The sequence below is a fragment of the Arthrobacter sp. R-11 genome, from assembly GCF_049913155.1.
Classification (GTDB): domain Bacteria; phylum Actinomycetota; class Actinomycetes; order Actinomycetales; family Micrococcaceae; genus Arthrobacter.
This window is the reverse complement of the sequence record NZ_CP183979.1, coordinates 1,279,597-1,296,191: the sequence shown is the minus strand read 5'-3', so window position 1 is coordinate 1,296,191 and position 16,595 is coordinate 1,279,597. Positions and strand designations below refer to the sequence as shown.

The following is a 16,595-nucleotide window of genomic DNA, read 5'->3' as shown; positions in this document are numbered from 1 at the left end:
CCGCCGTCACGGTCGGCGGACTTGCCGGAGAAGCCGGGTCCGGTGGGGCACTGTCGCCAAGCGCCGCCGGCGCGGCCACGGTCCCGAGGGAGAGGGCCAGTGCGCCGGCGGCGGCAAAGGCAACGAAGGTCCGCAGCCGGAACCGGACTGCTGCAGCGGTCCATGGTTCCGGCCGGAATCCTGCTGCCCCCTGGCGCCCCCTGGGGGGCCGCGGGCGCGGCATCATTTGCACTTCACGGCTGTCAGGGTGCCCTGACGACGTAGTCGTCGAAGCGCACTGTCACAGGGATATTCGTGGCCGATCCGGAGAGGTAGGCCACAAGCCCAGTGGAACCGGCAGCCTGGAGCGTCGCAGTCGTGTCGGTGGTGTTCAGGAGCCACGTGCCCGGTTCCGTGGCGCCGTCCCGCCAGGCCTTCGCCCGGAGGGTGGTCGGGCCCGTGCCAGTCACCTGCATCCTGATCTGCACGGCGTCACCGGCGGCCAGGGTGAGGCCCGCGACGTTCGCGGACACCAAGGTGGTCTCGGTGCCGCCCGAGGTCCTGGTCAGGTAGAGGGTCGTGGCACCGGTGGCGGCGATCTTCAGCTTGGCACGGTAGTCATCGCTTCCCACCCGCCTGCCGGCGATGCTCACGAAGGTCCCGCCGCCGTCGCCGATCTTGTCCAATGAGGCCTTTACCTGCACGTCCGCGTCCGGAGCGGTCACCCCGTTCAGGTTCGCGGTGCGGGAGGCTCCGGCGGTGCCCAGCAACATGGTTCCGACGCCGCCGGCCACGTTGTAGTTCGCCGCGCCGCTGCCGATGGTCCAGGCACCGCCGGTGTCGGCGCTGCCCCAGCCGCCCGTAACCGTCCGGCCGAAGGCGTCGGCGGCCAAAGGCGCCGCTGGCGGCGGGTCGGTCACGGTCACCGAATGGGTCACCGCATCGGTGGCACCGTCGTCGTCCGTAACGGTCAGCGTCGCCTGGTAGGTGCCCGCCACAGCGTAAGTGTGCGACGGCGCCTGGCCTGTCCCGGTGCTCGAGTCACCGAAGTTCCACGCATAGCCGGCGATGGTGCCGTCGTTGTCCGTGGAACCGCCGGCGTCGAACGAGGCCGTGAGGTTCGTGACCGAGGACGTGAAGGCCGCCACCGGCGGCACGTTCGGCGTCGGGTTGCCGCCGGCCGTGGCATTCAGCCTGTCGTAGCGCAGGACCACGGGCACGTTGGTCGTGGAGCCGGAGAGGTAACTGACCAGGCCCACGCCGCCCGGGACTTCCAGGGCGTCCGTGTTGTCGCTCACCGTGAGCTGCCAGGCGCCGGGTTCCGTTGCAGATGCACGCCAGACCTTGCCGCTGACCGCTGTGTTGTTGATGCCTTCCAGCTTCAGCCGGATGACCAGGGGATCGTTGGCAGCCACCGTCAGCCCGGCGATGTTGACCGGCCCTGCGATGGTTGTCTCGACGCCGCCCACCACCTTGGTGAGGTACAGCGAGACGGCCCCGGTGCTGGCCACCTTGACCTTGGCCCGGTAATCGTTGCTGCCCACGTGCCGGCCCAGCAGGGAGGCGAAGTAGCCCCCGCCGTTGGCGACCTTGTCCGCGGAGACTTCCACCCGCGCGTCGAGGTCCGCAGTGGACACCGAGTTAAGCAGCGCGGATCGGCTTTGCCCGGCCGTGCCGATCGTCATGGCTCCGCTGCCGTTGTTGACGGCGAAGTTGCTGTTCCCGCCGGCCAGGGTCCATGCCCCGCCGGTGTCGGCGCTGCCCCAGCCACCCGTTACTGTCCGGCCGAAGGCATCCGCGGCGAGGATCGTATCCGCGGGCGGTGCCGTCACGGTGACGGTCTGCGTCAGGGTGCCGGTGGCGCCGTCGTCGTCGGTGACGGTGAGCATCACCTGGTAGTTACCGGCCGCCGCGTAGGTGTGCGACGGCGTCGAGGTGGTGGCAGTGCCGCCGTCCCCGAAGTCCCAGGCGTAGGAGGCGATGGTGCCGTCCGAATCGCTGGAGCCCGTGCCGTTGAAGGCGACCGAAAGGTTGGTGGCGCTCGAGGTGAACGCAGCCACCGGGGGCTGGTTGGGCGGCGGCGCGGTCACTGTCACCGCGTGAGTCACCGAGTTGGTGAGGCCCGTGTTGTCCGTGACTGTCAGCTGCACGTTGTAGGTGCCGCCTGCCGCGTACGTGTGCTGGGCCGTCACTCCGGTACCGGTTCCGCCGTCGCCGAAGGTCCAGGCATAGGAGCTGATGGGTCCGTTGGCATCAGAGGAAGTGGTGCCGTCAACACTGACCGTCAGTCCGTCGGTGCTGGAGGTGAAGCGGGCCACCGGCGGGGCCGGCGGCGCAACCACGGTGCGCCCGGATGCCACGTAGTGCGCCTGCACCCGGGAGAGCGGCAGCACGGTCGGGTAGATGGCAACCTCGTCGATCTGGCCGTTCAGGTAACGGCTGTTCGGGCGGGAAGTCCACCCGCTGAGGTTGTCGCCACCTATCCGCCAGTACGCGTCGATCGGCCAGGCCGTGGTGACGTCGGTGCGGCTGGCCTGCAGCACGCCGTCGACGAACAACTGCATGCCGTTGGTGCCCAGCGTCGCCACCACATGGTGCCACAGGTTGTTGTTGTAGCTGCTGGCGGTGTTGATGGTGAACCGGGTGCCTCCATTCGGCTGGACTCCGAAGAAGAGCCTGCCGATGTTGGACATGTAGACCACCCGGTCGTAGTCGGCAGACACATCGCTCTGCGAGTTGCCGTAGCCGATGATCTCGCCGCCGCTGTTGGTGTTGGTGCGGAACCAGGCCTCGGTGCTGAAGACGTTCGGCCGCTTTGCCAGGGTGGGGTTGAAGGCCACGCTGTTGGTAGTGCCGTTGAACGCCCCGGCGGTGTTGGACTCGCCGATCACCGCACCTGCTGCCCCGAAGCTGACGCCGGGCATGACCTCGAGGTCATCCTTGCCAGCCAGGTCTACGCCGGTATTGCCGGGGGTATCTCCGAGCCGCCAGTAGTTGGCAGGGTTGTCTGCCAACACGGATGCCGCATAAGTGCTCGACGGCGGTGTGACATCGGTGGCGGTGATGGTCACCGTGTCGCTGCGGGCCTCGTTGCCGAAGGGATCCGTGGTGTAGACCCGGTAGCGGTACTCCTGGCCCGGTACCAGCCCGGTGTCAAGGAAGGTCATGCCGGGGCGGTCCCAGAACGTGGAGGGCTGCTGGACGGTGCTGATGACATTGTTGTCCCGCAGTACCTGGTAGGTGAGGTTCTGGTTGTCCTGGTCCCAGTTTGCCTGCCAGCGCACGCGCACCTGCCCGGCTGCCGGGGTGGACAGGGTCGGGTTGAGGTTGGTGCCGTCCACGCGCGGGCCACGGAGGTTCGGTGCGAGGCTGCTCTTGGCATAGCGGGTCAGGCCCTGTTGGGGCTGGTTGTTCACGATGGTGAATTCGCCGGCCATGGTCACGTAGTCTGCGTTGCTGGCCATGGTCCAGGGGCCCTGGTCCTGGCCGGTGAAGGAACCGGCGTCCAGGATCGGGAACCAGTTGAGCAGGGACGGCCGCGGGGTACCCGCGAAGTTCGTGTAGCCGTGGCTTTCCTGGGTCAGGACCCCGGTGGCCGCCTTGCTGAACGCGAGGCCGCGGTTGAACTGCCAGGGCTGCGCCTGCGGGAAGCCTCCTGCGTTGCCGCAATAGTGGGCGTGCCCGGCAAGGTACAGGACATCACCCATCGGCGTGATCGAGTAGGTGTCGCCGTGGCAGTCTTCGATCCACTTGGTGGTGTTGTCCGACCAGTTCACCGAGAACATGCCTTCCAGCGTGCTGGTGCGGCCGAAGGTGTAGCCGGCGCCGTACACGTTGGTGCCGTCCGTGGCCAGGGTGGTGATGGCGCCGTTGGTGCCGCCGTTGCGGACCACGTTGTTAATGGGGAAGGCCTGGTTCAGGCCGGTGTTGGTGTCCACCCGGCCGAGGCCGAAGCCCGGGTTCGCGGATCCGTTCAGCGTGGTGAAGGCACCGCCCACCACCATGCTGAGCCCGTCGGGCGCCAGGGCCAGGGCGTTGACCCGGCCGCCGGCAGCGATCGGATTCCACGGCAGCAGGGTGGCGTTGGCGGCCGTCACCGCGGCGAGCCGGCCACGGCTGACCGAACCGACGGCGTCGAAGAGGCCGCCGAAGTACACAGTGTCCGCCGTCGCAACGATGGTGCGTACCGACGCGGAGGGCTTGGGCAGGAACTGGGTGACGATGGCGCCCGTGTTTGGATTCAGGGCCACGAGCCGCCACACCGTGGAGCCGTTCACGGCTGTGAAGGAACCACCGACGTAGAGCCGGGAGCCGTCCGGTGAGGCGGCGAGGGCAGTGACCTCACCGTTGGTGGTGGGCGCGAAGGAGTTGATCAGCTCGCCGGTGGTCAGGTTGTAGGCCAGCAGGTTGCTCCGGGCCACACCCGTGCCGGGGGCAGCGCCGGAGGGCCTGGCCTCGGTGAAGTTGCCGCCCACGTACACCGTGTTGCCGATGATCACCTGGGCCCAGGCCACACCGTTGATCTGTGCGGTGGGCAGGCCGTCCGCGGCAACCGTCACCGGGGTCGCGGGGTCGTTGGGATTGATGGGCGCAGTATCAGCCCGGGCAGGCACTGTTCCCAGGACGGCCAGGGAGACCGCCGTCGCCAGGCCCAGCAGGGCCGCCACGACGCGTTTCCCGAAAACCATCCGTCCCGGGGGCCGGCCGTCGGCCCCGGTCTCTTGCTTAGTACGCATTGTGCTCTCCGTCCCAGAGATTCCTTGTTGTACTTGCTGCTGCCTGGCCGGCCGCCAGGACGTCGATGTCCGAATTTGAGTACAGTCCCCGGATCCAGTGGTCGTTCCGGTGCTGGTCGACGTTGAGTTCGTTCAACGGCGTGAGCTGGCTGCCGGGGATCATCGGGAAGTGCCGCGGGATTCTGTCCACCTGCCGCACGGGGATGCCGGCGCGCAATGCCACCCAGTGCAGCCAGATATCGTCGGCGCCGGGGCAGACGTCCATGAAGAGGGTTCCCCGGTGCCTGAGTTCCCGCAGCATCGCCGGCGGGTAGATGACCCCGGAGACACCCAGTGCGAAGTTGTTGAAGGCCGGCCGTGTATCGCGCCGGCGCCCCCAGGCCTCGTACTGGGTGATGCTGCCGTTGTTGACCCCGATGGTGCTTACCCAGTGGCCGTGGATCATGTCCGGGTGGGCCACGTTTGCGTCCAGCAGGACGCGAAGCCAGTTGGCCGGGTAGATGATGTCATCGTCCGCCGTGACCAAGGGGTAGCCCTCAAGTTCACGGGCCGAAACATACGGATAGTACTTGGTATGCGGCCCGTAGTTGTGACTGAGCCGGACCTCCACGCCGCGACAGCGGAGCCTGCGCAGGCCTGCCGGCTCGGTGTCCATGAGGCGCGGGTCGTCCAGCCAGAGGATCATCCGCCGTGGCTTGATCTCGCCGCGGGCGATCGACTCCAGGGCGACGGCAACGGTGCCGATCCGTGCCCCGTAGGTGGTCATGGACACGACGACGTCGGCGGTGCCGGTGGCGCTGCTGCGCACCAGCAGATTGCGCAGCCGCAGCAGTGCCAGCCAGGAGTACGCGCCGAAGCGCTTGGAAGCCTTGCGGACCCGGCGGGCCACCTTCCGCGCCGGTTCGGGGATCCGGGCCGGTCCGCGCTGTGCCGGCCGGGTGATGGTGCCGGTCATTGCGGGGCCTGCCCTTCAAACGCCGCGATGGGCGTGAGCGCATCGAGGCTGAAGTAGATCCGGACATCGCCGCGCTGGTCTTTGGGCACCCCGAACACCAAGGTGCTCGACGCACTCGCACCGGCGGCAACCGTCAAGGGAAACTCCGTGGCTCCGGGACCGCTCAGCGGGCTTGCCGGCGTCTCGTCCTTGCCGTAGGTGACAGTGACCAGCGCCGTGCCGAGCTTCACGGCGGCCGTAGTGCCGTTGCTAACCGTCACCTTGAAGCGGAGGGCGGGCCCGGCGATCTCGCCGATGCCCCTGGCCTCCCCGTCCACGGCCTGCAGTTCCGTGATGGTCGCGGTGATTCCGCTCTTGACCGTCTTCTTCGCCGTCAGCGGCACCGCGGGGGCTACAGGCTGGGCGATCGTGGCCAGTTCCTGTTCCGTCTTGCCCTTGCGGTCCACCGGTGCCGGGTTTGCCGGTGTGGTGCTCTTCGGGGTGGGGGTGCCCGTCGCTCCGGGGGCTGTTCCCGACGGCGGTGCTGCCGCCGTCGCGGAACCGCCCGGCGTCGGGCTCCCGGTGCCGTCGGGGACGGTTGCCGCGGAGGGCGCCACCTGGCCGCTTTGCGGCGTTCCGCCGGGCATGCCCGGCTGGTTGGCGGCCCAGACGACAACGACGGCACCGGGAAGTGCGAGTGCGGCGACCAGGAGTGCCGCGCGAAGCCGTGGCCCGGGACGCCGGGCGGCTCCGTTTCCGGGCGCTGGCCCGGAACGTGGGGAATTCTTCATCGTTGACCCCCAGGATCTGATGGAGTTTCCGGGACGGTTTCCCGGAGATGTTTTCCACGCGGCGCTTCGGGGAGCACGGAAAGCTCCCGGAACCATTTGACGGACGCCAAGACCAGGAACGCCGCCGTCGCCGCAACAATCACGGTGTACACAGTCATGAACACCGGCACTGCCCCGTAGAGCACGAAGACCCAGCACAACAATCCGTAGTCCATGGGCACCACCAGCACGGAGCGCACCCAGGACAGCCGGCGGGAACCGTCGGCCAACGATTCGACGCCGCGCTGCCGGCGCAACTGCTCGGTCAGCATCATGCTGAAGAACAGGACCGCACAAGCCACCGCCGCGAAAAGCGGCACCAGCAGCAGCAGCGGTGGAACGGCGTCGAAACGGTACAGGCCCACCATCAGGGCGAGCGGGAGGAGGGAGGTCTTGACCGCATCCACGATGTGGTCAAGCCACTCCCCTGCCGCAGATCCGGTCCGCGTCAGGCGGGCAAGCTGCCCGTCCGCGGAATCCAGGGCGTAGCCGGTGGCCAGGAGGAGGGCCACCGCTACGCCGAGCCACAACGACGGCGGGAAGATCACGAGCAGCGCGATTCCGGCGAAGGTGAACACGGCGCTGATTCCGGTTACGGCGTTCGGCGTGAGGCCTGCCGTGTACGCCAGGGCCGCGAGGTAGCGTCCCAGCCGGCGATTGACGTAGAGCGAATAGGCCGGAGCGCTGCGCGCAGCATTCTTCTGCGCCGTGCCCATTTGGACAAGCGCGCTGCGGTACGCCGGGAAGCTCCCGACACCGGAGGCCGCTTTGACGCTCACCGCATCACCCTCGCTGTTCCGTGCTTGACTCTTGCTGGCTTGGGATTGCTCCGCCGCCCGCGCTTGGCTGCCAGGTCCAGGCACAGCAGTTCGTAGCCGTCCGCCACTTTGTCCCAGTCGTAGCGGCGGGCGAAGGCACGGGCGAGCTCGCCCCGTTCGGCGAGCCCTTCCCCGCGTTCGGCGTCCTCGGCGAGCGCGGCCACCTCGTCCGGGCTGCTGAAATAGCGGCCGGCGGTGGAGAGCACCTCGCGGTTGAAACCGACGTCGTAGGCGTTGGTGGCCGTGCCCGATCCGATGGCGCGCAGCAGCGAGGGGTTGGTTCCGCCCACCGAGTGCCCGTGCCAGTAAATCCGTGCATTGGCGTAGAGCTGGTCCAGGAGTTCCTGGTCCCACACTCCGCCGACAAAGCGGACGCGGTCGTCACCCAGGGCGTGGACCGAGCGGGTGTACTCGTCCGAGTAGGGGGCCGATCCGACCACCACCAGCGGCGTCCGCGCGGCGCTGCGGACATAGCCGTCCACGATCACGTGCACGTGGTTTTCCGGTTCGAAGCGCGCCACCACCAGGTGATAGCCCCGCGGTTCAAGGCCGAGCTCTGCCAGCTTCGCGGACTCCTCCCCCGACTGAATGGGGGCGCCGTACGCGAGGTAGACGGTGTCGGCGTCGAACTTTTCCCGGTAGTACTCCTGGATCCCGATTGCGTCGGCGATCAGCAGGTCGGAGCAGCGGACGGCGAGTGCCTCCATCCGGAGGTAGTACTTCTGCCCCGCGGGGCCCCACTTGGCACGCTTCCACTCAAGGCCGTCCACATGGGTGGCCACGGGGATGCCGGCGGCCCGGATCAGGGGCAGGAAGGGGGCGTTGGCGGCGTTGAAGACGATCGCGGCATCGCTGCGGCGCCGCGGCTGCCGGGCAATCAGGTGCGTGACCGAAAGCCCGGTGTGGCTGAGGGTTTCCAGTGCCCGTTTGCGCAGTGCAGGCAGGAACACCAGCTTCATGCCCAGGTAGTCCCGCGGATCCTCCTCCGGATTGCCGTTGCTGTGCCTGCAGTACACGGTGACCTCGTGGCCGCGCGCGGCGAGCCGGCGGCCGATCTCCTCGATGGCCGTCTCGAAGCCGCCGTACCGGGCCGGAACCCCGCGGGTTCCCAGCATCGCGATCCGCAGTCCGCTCATGGCCGGCTCCAGGCGGAGCGCCGGTCGGGGTGCTCCCCGATCAGTTCCAGGGCTGCGCGCAGGGCGGAACTGGAGGTGTGCACTGTGTAGGGGAAGTACACGACTTCGACGCCGACTTTCGCAAATGCCTCTTCGAGCCGCAGCCCCTCGGGAGTACCCTTCCAGTCGTCACCTTTGAAGAACAGGTTGAAATGCAGTTGTTCCCAGACCTGCAGCTTGTCCGGGACGGTTTCGGCGAAGGCCATGTCCACGTATCCGATGTTCCGGACGATCTCGATCCGCTCGGCCAGGGGAACCACCGCTGCCCGGCCGCGGACCAGTTCCAGCATCTCGTCGGAAACGACGCCGGCAATCAGGTAGTCGCAGTGGCTCTTGGCGTGCTTGAGGATGTTCAAGTGGCCCACGTGAAATAGGTCGAAGGCGCCGGGCGCGTATCCGATTCTGAGACCCATGATGCAGACACCCCTTCCGGTGTGCGGCAGTTCCCGTTAGTAGGCGCCAACCGGCTTCAGGACGATCTTGGCGGTGCGCCAGAGGATCATGATGTCGCCGGTCAGCGACCAGTTTTCGACGTAGTAGAGATCGAGGCGTACGGATTCGTCCCAGTCCAGGTTTGACCGCCCGTTGACCTGCCAGAGTCCGGTGATGCCCGGTTTGATCAGCAGCCTGCGGCGGGCGTGGGTTTCATAGCCGTCCACTTCGCAGGGCAGCGGGGGCCGCGGCCCCACCAGGCTCATGTCGCCGCGCAGCACGTTCCAGAGCTGCGGGAGTTCATCCAGCGAGTATTTCCGCAGCCAGTGCCCGGCGCGGGTCACCCGGGGATCGTCCTTGATCTTGAACAGTGGTCCCGCGCCTTCGTTCAGCCCGGCCAAGGCGGCCAGGTCCTGTTCGGCGGAAAGGACCATGGAGCGGAACTTGTACATCATGAAGCGTTCGCTGTTCCGGCCCACCCTTTCCTGCTTGAACAACACGGGGCCGGCGCTGTCACGGGACACGACCAGTGCGAGCACGGCAAACAACGGGAGCAGGAGCAGCAGCGCCGTTCCGGAGACCAGGATGTCCACGGCACGCTTGAGCACGTGCTTGCCGCCGGTGAACTGGGGAAGCTCCACGTGCATGAGCGGAAGGCCTTCGACGGGCCGCCAGTGGATCCTGGGCCCCGCGACGTTCGTCAGGCTCGAAGCCAGGGCCAGGCCGGCGTCGGTGCACTCAAGGGTCCAGGCAAGCTCCCGGATGGCTTTGGGTCCGCCCGGCAGCGTTCCGGCCACCACCACGGAATTCACTCCGGTGCGCTGCGCGGTCGCGGCGACGTCCTCGGCGTCGAGCCCGCACATCACGGGGATGCTACTGCCAGGCAGCTGCAGCCGGTTGGCGGTCTCCGCTTCCGGGAGGGCAGCACCCACCACCTCATAGGCGGCCCCGGAGACCTTGCCGAACTGCCGGATGACGTATTCGACGTCGGCGCGCTCGCCGACGACCAGCACCTTGGAAAGATAATGTCCGAAGTGCCGCTGCCGGCTCAGCCACGCGCGCCATTGCCAGCGGCTGAGCAGGAGGAGGAATGCACCGGCAGGCATCGCGAGCGCGAAATAGCTGCGCACGATATCCACGTCCAGCACGATCATCAGGATCGCCATTCCGCCGAACACCCGCACGGTCGCGTCCAGCACCCGCTTGTATTCGTCTGAGCCGGTGCCCAGGACTGTGTCATCGCGGGTGTGGTAGACCTCGAGGGCAAGGACCCAGGCCGCAAGAATCACGACGCTGACGATCAGGTACGAGGCACTCGGGGTCGGGCTCAGGGCGTCGGCGGGTTCGAAGCGCAAGGTGTAGGCGGCCACCACCGTGAGCAGCACGATCGCGATGTCGGTGATGCGCAGGAAGCGGCGGTACCGCTTTGCCCAGGGCGTCCCCGAGTCCACGGACGACGCCGGCGCAATCAGCGCAGGATCCCATGCCGTCCGGTGGGGAAGGTGACCCTTCAGGGACGCAGTGCCGCTCTGCCGCCAGTAGGCCGAGTGGTTAACGGTGCGTGCGTGGAAGTCATCGATGGCGCTCATGCCGAGACCAAGTTCAGGGAGCCGGCGGCGGCTGGGGGTAGAGCCTTGGTCTCAGAAGACTCTAACGCCGCCGGCTCCGTCTTTGGGGCGCCGTCAGACCCAGGCCGGCGGCACCAGTGAAGACCGGAAGTAAGCGATGGACCGGACATCCGGCCGGACACTCCGGCCAGCTGCCCCCCATCGTCAGCGCACCGCATACCCCGGTGCGTAACCCCTGGCAGCGCCCGTGCTTCCAGCGCGGCGGTCAACGACACATGATCGTTGAGTCGGGCTGGTGATTGGCGCATCGTGAGACCCTTTGGCTGTTTTCCAGTGGCTGAATTCAGTCAACCGTCTGGCACAGCGCGGCACATCCGTAGCCACTACTCGACTTCGAAACAGCTGCGGCCCACGGACCCCGGCTCAGGTACTCATTTCACGGGGGGATGGAAGGAGCATTACTTGGCTGTACTCGCTTCAATTAGTAAATTCACTTGAATAACTACTTGAGCGCTCCGCAAGTACTCAGTTTGGCCGTTCAGGGAAGTGAGTAGCGCGGTCTGCGGAGTGCCGGCCGGGCGGCAGCGGGCGAAAATCAGGGTCCCAGCGGGGCAAGTTCCTCGCGGCTCCGGATGCCCAGTTTGGCGTAGCTGCGGTACAAGTGGCCTTCGACCGTGCGCACGGAAACCATGAGCTTGTCGGCGATCTGCCGGTCGCTCAGCCCCGAGGCGGCCAGGGCGATGATGTCCCTCTCGCGGCGCGTCAGCTGCACTGTCGCCACGCTCGGGACAGCCGTGGCGGGGGCGCTTCGCTTCTCCCCGAGGGCGTGGTCGCAGGCATCCTTGCCTGCTGCCGCCTGCCGCGCCGCAGCCCGATCCCCATTGCCCTCGGACAAGGACAGCGCCAGGGAATAACAGTCACGGGCCAGCCGCATCTGCCCGAGCGCCCGGAGATAGTCCCCGGAGGACAGCACGGTCCGCGTGTCCCTGCTGCCGCGGGCCGTGGCAAAGCGTGTCCATGCAGAGGCCCAGGCCCCGCTCATCGTGCCGCCGTGTTCGACGGTCCGCTGCGCCGCGGCCGCGCTGCCAAGCTCCAGCCACAGCGACAGCGCCTGGAGTTCGACGCCGGCCGGGAGGCTCCCGCACGCACCCACTACAAGGTCCTGGAGCCTTTGGATTCCCGAGCCGTCACGGTCCAGGGCTTCCTTCGCGGCAGCGGCGAAGACCGGCGCCAACAGGGCATCCGGCCCGCCCCCGCGGGGGGCCGGGTCGTCAAAGCCTTCGAGCAGTGCCCGCGCGCTGCCCGTCTCGCCGGCGCGGACCCCGGCATAAGCTGCCATCGCGGTTGCCGGTATCAGCAATTGCTGCGGATCATTCAGGCGCAGCATCTCGACGGCGGGACGGAGCACCTTGAACGCCTCGCCGTGGTGCCCCTGGCGCAGCCCGGAGAGCCCGCGGAAGTACTGGATGGTGCCGCCGAACGTCATCAGTCCGGCACCGGACTCCGCCTCATATGCCGCCAGATGTTCCTCCGCACCGACCCAGTCGCCGGCGTCGAGGGCCGCCGCAACCTTCCGGTACAGCACGAACTCGGAATAGAAGAACAACTCCTCCGGATCCATGTCCGCGTAGGCGGCCGCCTGCTGCGCGACGCTGTGCGCCTGGACCGGGTCCCCCTTGGCGCGCAGGAGGTCTGCACGGAGGGCGAGGAGGAAAGCCCGGGCCGGGCCGGCGTCGTCGGCCACCACCGCAGCGGTTTCCGGTGCCTCAAGCAGGCGGGCCAGCTCCTCGAAGTCCCCCGAAAGGTCAAGGGTCAGCAGCCTCGCCAGCAACTCCCCGGCCTCGTGCTCACGGGAGGCAAGACCTGAGGGACGGCCGGTTCCGTTCCCGTTGTCCGATTGCAGGAACTGCTCCAGCAAGGAGTGCAGCAGCGCGGCACCCCCGGTCCACTTCCGCTTCCCGGACTTGCCGTTCTCGGATGCGCGGCCGGTTTCAGCGAAAGCCCGGGCCGCTTCGGCGTAGGCCTTGCTGGCCTCGACGTAGCGGCCGGCGTTGAAATGGGCCCGCGAGGCGGCCAGTTGGGCATGCGCTTTGGCCGGGCCTTCCGCCAGCATCATGGCCAGGGAAATTGCTGCGTCGTTCTGGAAGGTCCGGGCCGCATGCACCGATGCCCGGAGCAACTGCCGCTCCGGGACCTTCACCCCGGATTCCAGGGACCAGGTCACCCTTCGGAGCAACGCAGCCTCCGAGGTCTGGTGTTGCTCCAGGCGCCAGGCCAGCTGCTGGTGCAACTGCAGGCTCCGGGATGCCGAGATCATGCTCCGGATCGCCTCGGCGTAGATGGGATGCCGAAGCCGGAGCATGTCTCCCCCGCCGGAGGCCACCAGGAGCTGGTTCTCCACGAGGTTCTGCAGCAGGTCCACGCCGAAGTCCTCTTCGAGCGCCTCCATGCTGACCGGTTCGGCCAGCGCGATCATCGTGAGGGCGTCCCGTTCCTGGACGGTCCTGCGCAGCAGCTGGTTCCGCACGAATCCCGTGAGGGCGGCGCCGTCAGTTGCAAGGGCCCCGTTCAGGATCCAGACTCCGTTGCGCTTGGCGAGGGCCCCCGCGGCACGCGCGTCCTCCACCAGGCAGGTGAGTAGCAAGGGGTTTCCCTCGGAGGCCGCCCAGAGCAACTGGACCGTGCTGGCCAGGACGGTGGCACCGAGAAGGTTCTCGCAAACTTCGCCGACGTCGTCCCGGCCCAGATGTCCGAGGTCGATGCGTTCGGCCAGGCTGTCATACCAAAGCTGCATCATGGGAGCAGGCAGGCCCGGGCGGGGCCGCGCCGAGGCCACCACCTTCGCCCAGTTGGCCGTGATGAGGTCCACGATCACGTTCGCGGTCGCCTCGTCCAGCTCATGGGCGTCGTCCACCAGCAAAAGCAGCGGCTGCTTGCGGCCTTCGCGGAGGCGCTCGAACTGGGCCCAGAATGCGCGCAGGATGGCGATGTGGGAACTGGTGGGATCCTCCGGGAGGTCCACCAGGTAGGGTGCCAGCACGCCGTAGGGAACGTTCGAGAGGGACGGGCTTCCATGCACGCGCATGACAATGAATTCTTCGGACAAAGCTGCAGCGATGGCTTCGGCCAGGGTGGACTTCCCGGCTCCGGCTTCTGCCACGAGGAGCACCGCAGCGGTGGATCCGCTACGCAGGGCCTGAGATGCCAGGTCAAGCTCGTGGTCCCGGCCCACCAGGGGCCGGGTCCGTACCGGGTTGACGTCGGCGAGGCCTCCGGGGCCTTCGCTGCTCCTGCTAAATGAGGCCAAGCAGATCACGTCGCGAGGACACACTCAGCTTGGCAAAAACCTGGTACAGGTGGCCTTCGACGGTGCGCACAGAGACTCCGATGTCCTTGGCGATGTCCCTGTTGGAGACACCGTGTCCGGCCATTCGGGCAATCTGGCGTTCGCGTTCCGTGAGCAGCGGCGTATTGCCGTGCGGTACGACCGGCAGTTCGACCAGCAGCTGGGAAAGCCTGTCCAGCCGGGCCTGTGCCTGGCGCAAAGTTGTGTGATCCGAAATGGACCTGGAGTAGTCGAGGGCGAGGGCCACGCAGCGCGCTTCCATCGCATCCAGTTCCAGGCTCGCCGCGAGGTCCGCGGCCTCCATCATGACCCGCGGGCTCTCGGCCAGAAAGCCCTTGGCCATCAGGGACGAAAGCCTGGCCAGGGGTCCTTGCCTGTGCCCGGCGATCTCCTCCATCAGCCGGAAATCCTCTTCCCGCCCGTTGACCGTGGCGCCTACGACGTTCAGCCCCGCCGTCGTGTAGCGGCCATGCGCGAGGTCCTCCCGCGCCGCGGCAATGAGCCGTTCCCGGGCTTCGGGCTCACCGAGCCAGCGCCGGGCCATGTCGGAACAGAACTCCCGGGCACGGTTCGACAGGAACGCGCCGGGGCCTCCCGCGCCGTTCTCCATGGCCAGGTAGCTGTAGGCACTCGACGAGTCGCCGAGTTGGGCGTAGGCGAAGGCGGTGGCCGCGTAGGCCAGCTGGAGCAGTCCCATCACGGAGCGGTGTTCCAGTTGCGCGACGGCAGGTAGGAGGAAGTCCAGGGCCTTGGATCCGCGCCCGGCGAAGAGGTTGGCCAGCCCGACGGCGAGTTCCAGGACCGCCCCGCGGTACTGCAGTTCAGAAGGCGAGGCCAGGGGTCCGGAGTCCAGCATCCGCAGGCAGCTGCGCCACTGGCCGGCCTGCAGGTTCGCACAGAAAGCCGCCAGGCGGAAGTAGTCCCGCAGCCCATGCGTCTCCGGAAGGGATTCCATCCTCTGGCTGACGAATTCGGCCAGCCGCAACGCGTCCAGTTCCCGCCCTGTCACGGAGTATGCCTCTATAAGGATCACGGCGCAGGCCAGGCTGTGTTCCAGGCGGGCAGGATCCTGGTCCGCGGAAGCGGACTCCAGCGCCTCGATGATCCCGGTGTAGTTTCCGAGGTACGCGGAGTGCACGAACTCTTCCAGGTCCAGCCGCCGTTCGGCCGCGGCGAGCTCATCCTGGACAGGCCGGGCGTTCGATGCGCGTTCACGGAGCGATGCGAGCCGTTCCCTGGCTTCGCGGATGATCCCGCTGGCGTCTTCCGCCCCGCCCCCTGCCCAGCGCATGGCATTTCCGCGGGCAGCGAAGTACATGGCCACCTGGCGTGCCGGCAAGGCATCGATCTGTTCCCGGGTCACGTCCTCGACGACGGCAAGCGCCTTGCCGTAATCGGCCATCAGGATCAGGGCCTCCGCTTTCCTGCACTGCCCGGCCACCCATTCGGGATCGCTGCGCTGGATTCCTCCGGCACACTCCAGGGCGAAAAGGGGATCGAAATGACGGACCGCGGCACCCGCGGCCGCCAGCGCATGGGCCGGGCTCAGGGGCACCTGCGCGTCCCGTGACAGGGCTGCGTAGCTCAGGACTTCCTGTTCGGACATGCCCGCTGGATCCGGTTCCTGGCCGTCCAGCAGGGTTGCCCGCAATTGCCTGCGGCGCGGCACGGTCAGCCAGGACCGCACAATGTCGGCCACATACTGCTGCCGCAGCGACGTCCAGCGTTCCGGGGAATCGTCCACGGCGAGAAGGCCGGAGTCCTCCATGTCCGCCAGGGTCTTCGCGTCATAGACCGCCGCGAGCCGGCCAAGGGGTACCCGCCGCGCGCACGCCAGCATTTCAACGATTTCCCGCGCCTCGGGGCTTTCCTTGGTCCACCGCGCCCTGACCACTTCTTCGAGGCCATGGGCGCTCTCCATCACAAGGTCGCCGCGCAGGGTCCAGACCGAGTTCAGCAGCACCAGGTTTCCGGCGGCACGCTGCTCGGCAACCAGGGACTCAAGCAGGAGGGGATTGCCGCCGGAGGCGGTATGCAGGCGGCTGACCAAGGCGGCTGTCATCCGGTGGCCGAGCATGGTGCCGAGGACTTCGGCGGTCTGTTCATGGCCCAGGGTTTCAAGCTGCACCTCAGCGAGTCTGCCTTCCTGCAGGAACCAGTGGAAGTCCACGGGCAGGTCGCTGGCTTGCTGTGCGATCGCGATGATCCGGGCAGCACCCGTCAGCAGGATGTTCATGAGTACACCTGTACTCATTTCATCGGTGCCGCCCGGGTTATCGAGGACGAGGATGACCTCCCGGCCGCCGGCGTCCTCCCGGATCAGCGAGGTGATTCCCTGCAGGATCCCGGTGGGCGACGCCAGGTATTTCTGCGGCAATCTGGCGAGCATGAAGCTGAAACAGCTGTACGGAGCGCCTTCCCCCGTGGAGGCGCTCCGCAAGTGGATTACGTAGGGGTCGCTGTCCAGTGACGAAACCACCAGCCGGCCCATGGAGCTTTTGCCCACGCCTTGGGCGCCCGTGATGACCACACCGAGTACCTCGGGATGGCTTAGTGCCTCCCGAACGCGCGCCATTTCGCGCCCTCGTGCGGCGACGGACCACTGCATGTGGCTGCCCGCCCCGGCATCTGTTTTGCCAGGTTCGAATGCCATCGAAGCATCGCCCCAGCGCTTCGTCTCCCTCGACATTTATCTGTCCTCAATGTCCGGTGGCGAGGGCCGAACGGTGCCCGGACGCCACTTAACGAGTAGCGTACTACCTCCTTTTCCAAGTAAG

At 67.4% G+C, this 16,595-nt stretch carries 9 protein-coding genes; all 9 read right to left on the bottom strand.

The features are described from left to right. Positions 1-242: 242 nt before the first annotated feature. Positions 243-4,715: a PKD domain-containing protein gene (locus ACN9M4_RS05800; RefSeq protein WP_426302602.1), complete on the bottom strand. Its 4,473-nt coding sequence runs from the start codon at positions 4,713-4,715 to the stop codon at positions 243-245. Then, positions 4,705-5,670 carry a hypothetical protein gene (locus tag ACN9M4_RS05795; protein WP_426302601.1) on the bottom strand — a complete coding sequence of 322 codons (966 nt, stop codon included), beginning with the start codon at positions 5,668-5,670 and terminating at the stop codon, positions 4,705-4,707. Before ACN9M4_RS05795 ends, ACN9M4_RS05800 begins: the two co-directional genes overlap by 11 nt. After that, entirely contained in the window at positions 5,667-6,440 is a 774-nt protein-coding gene (locus tag ACN9M4_RS05790; protein ID WP_426302600.1) for a hypothetical protein, read from the bottom strand. The genes ACN9M4_RS05795 and ACN9M4_RS05790 overlap by 4 nt, the downstream gene beginning before the upstream one ends. Then, a complete protein-coding gene (locus ACN9M4_RS05785) occupies positions 6,437-7,258 on the bottom strand; it encodes a CDP-alcohol phosphatidyltransferase family protein (protein WP_426302599.1) in 822 nt (273 codons plus the stop codon). The genes ACN9M4_RS05790 and ACN9M4_RS05785 overlap by 4 nt, the downstream gene beginning before the upstream one ends. Continuing rightward, positions 7,255-8,433 carry a DUF1972 domain-containing protein gene (locus ACN9M4_RS05780; protein ID WP_426302598.1) on the bottom strand — a complete coding sequence of 393 codons (1,179 nt, stop codon included), beginning with the start codon at positions 8,431-8,433 and terminating at the stop codon, positions 7,255-7,257. Before ACN9M4_RS05780 ends, ACN9M4_RS05785 begins: the two co-directional genes overlap by 4 nt. Further along, positions 8,430-8,885: an adenylyltransferase/cytidyltransferase family protein gene (locus ACN9M4_RS05775; protein ID WP_426302597.1), complete on the bottom strand. Its 456-nt coding sequence runs from the start codon at positions 8,883-8,885 to the stop codon at positions 8,430-8,432. Before ACN9M4_RS05775 ends, ACN9M4_RS05780 begins: the two co-directional genes overlap by 4 nt. 36 nt (positions 8,886-8,921) lie before the next feature. Then, on the bottom strand, positions 8,922-10,493 hold the full coding sequence (locus tag ACN9M4_RS05770) for a sugar transferase (RefSeq protein ID WP_426302596.1): 1,572 nt from the start codon (positions 10,491-10,493) through the stop codon (positions 8,922-8,924). A gap of 574 nt (positions 10,494-11,067) precedes the next feature. Further along, on the bottom strand, positions 11,068-13,779 hold the full coding sequence (locus ACN9M4_RS05765) for an AAA family ATPase (protein ID WP_426302595.1): 2,712 nt from the start codon (positions 13,777-13,779) through the stop codon (positions 11,068-11,070). Continuing rightward, complete coding sequence (locus tag ACN9M4_RS05760) at positions 13,766-16,507, bottom strand: LuxR C-terminal-related transcriptional regulator (RefSeq protein ID WP_426302594.1); 2,742 nt, start codon at positions 16,505-16,507, stop codon at positions 13,766-13,768. Before ACN9M4_RS05760 ends, ACN9M4_RS05765 begins: the two co-directional genes overlap by 14 nt. Positions 16,508-16,595 lie beyond the last annotated feature (88 nt).

Excerpts from the sequence above, each read along its gene's own strand:
- ACN9M4_RS05800 (WP_426302602.1), bottom strand. The coding sequence starts at position 4,715 with ATGCGTACTAAGCAAGAGACCGGGGCCGACGGCCGGCCCCCGGGACGG.
- ACN9M4_RS05795 (WP_426302601.1), bottom strand. The coding sequence starts at position 5,670 with ATGACCGGCACCATCACCCGGCCGGCACAGCGCGGACCGGCCCGGATC.
- ACN9M4_RS05790 (WP_426302600.1), bottom strand. The coding sequence starts at position 6,440 with ATGAAGAATTCCCCACGTTCCGGGCCAGCGCCCGGAAACGGAGCCGCC.
- ACN9M4_RS05780 (WP_426302598.1), bottom strand. The coding sequence starts at position 8,433 with ATGAGCGGACTGCGGATCGCGATGCTGGGAACCCGCGGGGTTCCGGCC.
- ACN9M4_RS05775 (WP_426302597.1), bottom strand. The coding sequence starts at position 8,885 with ATGGGTCTCAGAATCGGATACGCGCCCGGCGCCTTCGACCTATTTCAC.
- ACN9M4_RS05770 (WP_426302596.1), bottom strand. The coding sequence starts at position 10,493 with ATGAGCGCCATCGATGACTTCCACGCACGCACCGTTAACCACTCGGCC.
- ACN9M4_RS05760 (WP_426302594.1), bottom strand. The coding sequence starts at position 16,507 with ATGTCGAGGGAGACGAAGCGCTGGGGCGATGCTTCGATGGCATTCGAA.